The organism is Lacticaseibacillus jixiensis, from assembly GCF_042847315.1.
In the GTDB taxonomy this organism is placed as follows: Bacteria; Bacillota; Bacilli; order Lactobacillales; family Lactobacillaceae; genus Lacticaseibacillus; species Lacticaseibacillus jixiensis.
In genome coordinates this window covers 1-6,603 of sequence record NZ_BAAFPR010000053.1, presented here as the reverse complement: position 1 = coordinate 6,603, position 6,603 = coordinate 1, and the positions used below count along the sequence as shown (strand labels likewise).

The following is a 6,603-nucleotide window of genomic DNA, read 5'->3' as shown; positions in this document are numbered from 1 at the left end:
TGCAGCGATTTTTCCACGTTCGAAAGCAGTCAGATGGTGACCTTTGGTGTGAGACATGATATTCTGTTCTTGCATCAAGACGATACCTCTTTCATTAATTGTGTAGGAACTTTAATGATAACAGGTCATATCGACTTGGTGTTTTTTGTTTTGTCTGAGTGCTAACGATAGTGGCTAACTTGATTGTAAAACGCGGGCAATAAAATCAATACCATCAATGCTTATCACCAAACGCAAAAAAATCACCTTCAAAAGAAGATGATCAATGAATGATAAAAAATATCGACTACTGCTTAATTAAAATAATAGCTGCATAATATGCCTAATAGTGTCACTTTCAAGAATGATCATGATGCCTAAACCAATATAAATAATGGCCATGATCCAATCACCAAAACGATCAAGAAAGTTCTTTACAAAATTCACTTGTGAGAACTTATCACCAAGGAAAACTAAAAAATAAATACAAATGGTAAAAACAAACAGCGTTACGATTAGCTGTACCAGTGATAATGATACGAAGTAAGGAACAAAAAGGCCAATATTATCCGCACCACAAGAAGCTACCGTAATTAAAGCCACCGTTGCAATTAAATTCTTATTTTTACGCGCTTCAATTTTCTGATCAACTTCTGCGGCTTCATCTTCTTTGCTAAATATATATTTGATTCCAAAGGCAATGGGAATCAACCCTAAAAAACCTAGTAACCATTTGGCGGGTACGTAATGGAGAATAAATGCAAAAAACAAACTAATTCCAATGAGCGTATATGAGCCTAAGAACTGACCAATATAAATTTGTCGGCGATGCTTTGTTGAACGATATTTTGAAAAAAGTAACATTAAAATAACTATTAAGTCGATTGCAGTTGATGTATAAAGAATAATACTCGTTATAATTGTCCTGATCATTTTATTTTCCCCCACCAGCATTGATTTTTCCGGCATCTTCAGCTAAACACCATGCCCGTTCTAATAAAATTGCCGTACATTCATCAATGATCTGATATTCAATGAAGTTGCCATTACGCTTCGCTTTAACTATCTTTTGATCTACTAGACGTTGTAACTGGTTTGAGATGGCTTGGACCTTCATATTTAGTGATGTAGCAATCTCACTAACGGCCATATCTGGTTCACGCGTTAAGCAATGTAAAATTCTTAGCCGCGTATTATTTGCGAGTACTTTAAAAAGTAAAGCAATGTCAGCGGCTTGATTCTCATTTAACAATGCCCGATCAGCCAAATCTGGTTTACCCGGACAACAGTCTACTTGTATCATTAGATCACTCCTCGTTTATTAATCTATTACATTATATCATGTAATAGTGTTGTACCGCAAATTGCAAGAACAAGTTAGCCACCTGGCCCGATCCGGCGTATGAAAGCCTGTTATCTATGAAGTTGGTGAGTTAGTCGGCGTCGACGCTTTAGCCGCCCGGCGTCGGACCTGAGCGGATTCCGCCACGAATCGTTCTGTGGGGGTCTGGTACTTCAGGATGTGACGTGGGAGGTCGTTGATCTTACGTCCGGCCTCGGCCACCTCCTGAGGGCCTACGGTATCTAGAGACAGGCCCTTGGGGAAGTCCCGTCGCAGCATCCGGTTATGGGCTTCGTTGGTGCCGCGCTCGCTGGAGCGATAAGGATGGGCGTAGTATACGTCAGCGACTCCGTCGAGTACGAATGACAAGTCTGCGAACTCTGAACCGTTGTCCGCCGTGACGGTCTTGATGATGTCCCCGTGGTCCTTGACGATAGCGCGCATGGCATAGTTAACCGAGTCCGCATCACGACCATCAATCAGGCGCACGAACTGGAAGCGGGTTTTGCGCTCAATCAGTGTCATCAGTACACTCTCCTGGCCATTGCGCTTACCAACTATGGTGTCTAGCTCGAAATTGCCGAACTCTCTACGAGAGTCCACACGCTTTGGCCTGTCGTCAATACTGCGACCCGTCAGCATGCGTTGGAACTTGTGGTTGGCCTTATGCTTCACACGTCTACTAGGCTTCTCAAGCAGATCAATATTTCGCACCTCCAGTAGCTGAGCGTCGATATAGTTGTAAAGCGTCGCAGTACAAACCATTTCGTCGGGCAAATATAGCCCCTCTGCCCTAGCGCGGCCAACGGCCGCGTCAGGTGACCAGCTATCCTCTTGAAAGTGGCTTGTAAAGTAGGTAATGAAGTCCTGGACCTTCGAGAGCTTAAGCGGACGACGGCAGCGCTGGCGGTTTTCCTGATAACGTATCTGGGCAGTTTCAGGACTGTAAACACTATAGTAGTGCAGCTTGCCGTTGACCTTCTCGACCTGGTCAGTCTGCCCGCGAGCAATTTCGTTGGCGATGGTTTGGCGATTGATACCGAGGCGGTCGGCAATCTTTCGATTGGACTTTTCTTGCGCGTGGAGAACTGCGATTTCTCCACGCTCAGATGGGGTTAGGTGGTGACCTTTAACGTGAGGCGTGATAAGCTGGTCTTGCATCAAGACATCCTTCTTTCATTGTTTGTATGGTAGCTTCAATGATAACAGGACTTTTGTCTTGGTGTTTTTTATCGTCTCAAATTTGAGGCGATGGTGGCTAACTTGATTCTAAAACGCGGGATATAGCGATTTTGTAAAATTCGTCGAACTTTTTTCTGGCGACGTGATGCTTTCAGAGGTATGATAATGGGCTACCCTAGTAGCTACCGCGACCGCTCCGCAAAGGGTCGCCGCCGCGGCGACAAGACTTTGCTACGTTATGTTGTTTCCAACAGTCGGATAGGAGGACAGTTTATGCCAGACAAATCAAAGATTGATACAAAGACAACGCCCCTGACCCAAGACGATGCACAAAACGTTGAGGAGCCGGAGCCAGATGTGATGAGCGCTTTTCGCATGCAAGAAAAAGCAAACGACTTTTTGCGAAATCACGTGAAAATCACTCACATCACCAAAGACGACAACGATGACAAATCGAGGAGGTAGTTCACATTGCCAGTAACCAAACGATATTTGATCCGCGATGCAGAAACCAGCGACTTAATATCATATGGCAATCTATCTACGACGCAGAAAACCTTGCATCACCTGCTTTGGACAGCCTACACAGACCACGTCGGTTTGCAAAAGGTCACTGATCCCGAAAAACAAGACTCGCAACATCGCAAAGACGGTGAACCCGTCTATCTTGGGACTTTTGAGGACGCACGAGATACAATCGCAAACAATATCGACTTGTGGACACGTCCGGATCACTGGAACTATGCGATGCATTATGCAAAGATCAAAATTTTCATCGTGGACCCGGATCGCAAGTTTCGTGACGGTTTTCCGTCCTTCAAGCCATGGCATGAGCCGGAAATTTCCGGCCCACTGCCTACAGACCAGCCTGAGTCTGATGTGGACACGCTTCTGCAAGATTTTTTTGCGCATGAAGAAGCTTATATGACACAACCAGACTTACCCATCGGGGATATCATTCCGGATGAAGTCGTCGACATGTTCATTGATGGCTGGTATCAAGATCACCCAGAAGACTGGCCTGACGGCGATAAATAGCATGGCGGCACTTGCACCGGTAGCGAACAGGCAGTCTCTCCATGTGCCTGCAATCGATCCCGAATCTTCCACGCCGATGGTGCTCACAAGAATCTCACAATGCTGTTTGAGGCATACGTACTTGACTCTCTGGCGGCGTAAATCGGCGCTATACGATCGGGCATCACTGCACCCGACATCTACACGCCGTGTAACTCACAACGTTCTCAAAACGTGCTGTAGCGGCTTTGTATAGCCATCCTTGCCCAAATTCACGGCGTTCATCCCATCGGGTGCTCTTGCAGGCACCTGCTTCCTACTGCATCAATTCTACCGGCATCAAAACTGCCATCTATACACCGCAATGTCTTTCAACAAAACCAAAAGGCCAGCAAAACCGCAAACAAGCGGCTAGCTGGTCTTCTTTTTTCACTTTCGGAGATGCAACACACTGCGGCGAACCGTCGCTGTTGGATTGAACTGCTGAACCATTCGATCAATCTCTTGCCGATCAGTATCGCTCATTATTGGCGACGTGATGATTTCCATATCTGCAAATTTCTGGTCATCAATTGGCAAATCGAAATGCTCAAACGGGATCGTGTGGTCGTTTTTCAATGCCAACAAATGTTGCTTGAACGAATTTTCACGCTGATACTGCAATGCATCGTCCACACTAAATGGCAAAAAGAACGCTTTATAACGCCATTCGTGCTGATAGTCCCAGGTAGACTTCCGTTTATACCTGCCAAGCATCGATTGATTTACAGAAATCGTGTTGCCGTACTTATCAAAGGTCCGATATTCGATGAGTTCAGGGTTTTCGGTGTACGTCACAGGGAACAGCTCCACTTCATGGATCATTGCATAAACGCCATATGCTGATTCAATTTCCTGAATACCGACCGTGTACGGATACGGCTGCAATGCATTCTGATGGACATTCACGCCTGCTAAATCAGACGGCAACAGTGGTGTATGTTGTGTCGTTAGAAAAATGTTCTTTGGAAGTCCAATACGTACACCAAAATGCAAGTCTGACGTATACGTACTCCATAGTTCATGTTTTTCCGCCTGAAGTTCAGTCCAACTGCTCACATACGCGTAACGGCCAAAACTGCCAAAGTTCTGTGTAAGTTCCTCTTCCTCATCGTCCACTAGAGGCAACGACGTAAGCCGAAATGTTCGGTTCTGTAAAACCTTTTCTAGAGTGTCAGCACTCGTGTAGTGATACAACATGTCGCTCATACCATCAGGATCTCGATTCATTGGATTATTAATAATTGGATTTCATTTTATTGTGATGTTTACAAAGCATAACCAAGTTGGCAAGTTCAGTGCGACCACCTTTGGACCAAGCTGTTTTGTGGTCGCCTTCCATTTCATTGAAAGCCCAAATATGGTCTGTGTGCTTGTATTCTACGTCAGTTACGCACGTTGGGCAGTTAGAATGCCCATTTTCTTTGGCATCGTTGGTTTGTTTGCGATACGCGGTCTTACGGTCATTTAGACTGAATACCCGAATGCTCAACAGGCTTACATTCTTTTCGCCATCAAGCATGAACTCATAGATATTTGAACGTTTTGTTATATCGGAATCTGCCAGCAACTCTTGAGCTCGTGCCGCCATTTCCGATGGATTATATGAATTACCATGATACTTCTCGTACAATTCGCCCCAATCAAGGCCCTTCATCGTACCGTCAGTAAATGGAAAAACCGTTCCGGCCCAATCGATCACGGTATCAAAATACGTCTTCAACTCGTTGATCTTTTCATCCGTACGATGTGCCGACATGTACGTCTCAACATGACCCTTGCTGACCCAATCAAGCGCAACTTTAAGATATGCTTGTCGCTTAACGTCACCCTTTATGTAGGTACTCCACTTCTGGATACTTGCGTTTTCAGAGTTGGAAAATACTGCCTTGGCTGCCGTTACAAACGGCCCTGAATAAATGGCGTTGTTGATCTCTTGGTCATTTAACGGAATACCGGCAATGTTAATGGTCTCAAACCACTTCTTGATTTCACTTTCAGAGCCTTCACAAATATAGACCAGCAACTGGTAGTCCATAATTGTCTCACGTTGGTCTTCACTCAAGCCTGAAAACAAGTTCTGGTTGTTATTTTCGTCCGTGATGGCAAACTTACCAGTCGTATACCTGCCAATAGAGGTAATTCGCTGTTGTCCGTCAAGCACTTCAAGTTGACCGTCGAGCGTCTTATTAAAATAGATAAGCCCTAACGGATAGCCCTTCAAGATCGACTGAATGCAGGCTTCTTCTTGCCCGCCTTCGGCATACAAATAATTTCGCTGATATTCGGGTTGAATAGTCAGCTTACCTGATAGACCGAACAAACCGCGGCCTTCATATGCATTGTATTGAAACCCGTCAACAATTTCACGAACGGTGTATTGCTTAAGTGTTGTCTCCATACTTGTCTCCCGTCAGTCCTTGCGTCGAATCAAGATACGCGGATATGTTTGAATGTAGTTGTGGCCATCAACATTGTAATACGTGGTGTTTTTTGGAACCACATCAACTTTGATTGCGGCCCCATCATTCAGCTTTGTAACAGTCGAAATTTTTCCAGATTTACTAAATTGCGTTTGCTTGCCATACTTTTTAACTGCTGCACCAAACCAAGTCTTTGTTATGCCTAAAATTTCAAACTGGTCTGGATTATACTTGTCCAAAAATGTGATAGGCACACCCATCACGCCATCATAGTCGCTGGGTATAGCGTCTACATATGGAACTTCAAGTGAATCGTAATTGTCATGATGAACGTATTCGTGATTTCTCACGTCCGCATGTTTGCTATATCTGATATTATCGGCCATTGTCATCAGCGAAAGTGGTTGATGGCGACGTCCGTGGTTGATGTTGGTGAACCAACGAATCCCCTTTACCCGAACAAACTTGTTTCCTTCATCATCAACACGCCAACCTGTCGACGCGCGCTTTATACCAACTCGATTTCAAACAAAAGCGGCAAATAATTCCAGACACGGGCAGCCGGCCCGCCGGAATTATTTGCCGCTGTTTATATGCACTTAAATCCAGCGATTGAAGATA

8 protein-coding genes are annotated in these 6,603 nt (G+C 44.9%); 2 read left to right on the top strand and 6 right to left on the bottom strand.

Annotated features, from left to right (window positions below; all coding sequences use genetic code 11):
• Positions 1–297 precede the first annotated feature (297 nt).
• The 3 genes from ACGG90_RS15060 to ACGG90_RS15050 all read right to left on the bottom strand — a co-directional run bounded on the left by ACGG90_RS15060 (position 298) and on the right by ACGG90_RS15050 (position 2,482).
• Complete coding sequence (locus tag ACGG90_RS15060; RefSeq protein WP_390410659.1) at positions 298–912, bottom strand: CadD family cadmium resistance transporter; 615 nt, start codon at positions 910–912, stop codon at positions 298–300.
• A 1-nt stretch (position 913) separates the two neighbouring features.
• Positions 914–1,282 carry an ArsR/SmtB family transcription factor gene (locus tag ACGG90_RS15055; RefSeq protein WP_003678450.1) on the bottom strand — a complete coding sequence of 123 codons (369 nt, stop codon included), beginning with the start codon at positions 1,280–1,282 and terminating at the stop codon, positions 914–916.
• A 114-nt stretch (positions 1,283–1,396) separates the two neighbouring features.
• Positions 1,397–2,482: an IS30 family transposase gene (locus ACGG90_RS15050; protein ID WP_155287937.1), complete on the bottom strand. Its 1,086-nt coding sequence runs from the start codon at positions 2,480–2,482 to the stop codon at positions 1,397–1,399.
• 294 nt (positions 2,483–2,776) lie between these two features.
• Between ACGG90_RS15050 and ACGG90_RS15045 the strand changes: the two genes are divergently transcribed.
• Together ACGG90_RS15045 and ACGG90_RS15040 are read left to right on the top strand one after the other, a co-directional pair.
• Positions 2,777–2,968 (top strand): hypothetical protein, encoded by a 192-nt coding sequence (locus ACGG90_RS15045; protein ID WP_390410658.1) that lies wholly within the window; start codon positions 2,777–2,779, stop codon positions 2,966–2,968.
• A 6-nt stretch (positions 2,969–2,974) separates the two neighbouring features.
• Positions 2,975–3,541: a hypothetical protein gene (locus ACGG90_RS15040; RefSeq protein ID WP_390410657.1), complete on the top strand. Its 567-nt coding sequence runs from the start codon at positions 2,975–2,977 to the stop codon at positions 3,539–3,541.
• Positions 3,542–3,949: 408 nt separating this feature from the next.
• Here ACGG90_RS15040 and ACGG90_RS15035 read toward each other — a convergent pair whose 3' ends face one another.
• The 3 genes from ACGG90_RS15035 to ACGG90_RS15025 are packed head-to-tail and all read right to left on the bottom strand — an operon-like array spanning position 3,950 to position 6,494.
• A complete protein-coding gene (locus tag ACGG90_RS15035; protein WP_390410656.1) occupies positions 3,950–4,768 on the bottom strand; it encodes a hypothetical protein in 819 nt (272 codons plus the stop codon).
• A 28-nt stretch (positions 4,769–4,796) separates the two neighbouring features.
• Complete coding sequence (locus tag ACGG90_RS15030) at positions 4,797–5,960, bottom strand: HNH endonuclease family protein (RefSeq protein WP_390410655.1); 1,164 nt, start codon at positions 5,958–5,960, stop codon at positions 4,797–4,799.
• A 12-nt stretch (positions 5,961–5,972) separates the two neighbouring features.
• Positions 5,973–6,494: an adenine-specific methyltransferase EcoRI family protein gene (locus ACGG90_RS15025; protein ID WP_390410660.1), complete on the bottom strand. Its 522-nt coding sequence runs from the start codon at positions 6,492–6,494 to the stop codon at positions 5,973–5,975.
• Positions 6,495–6,603 lie beyond the last annotated feature (109 nt).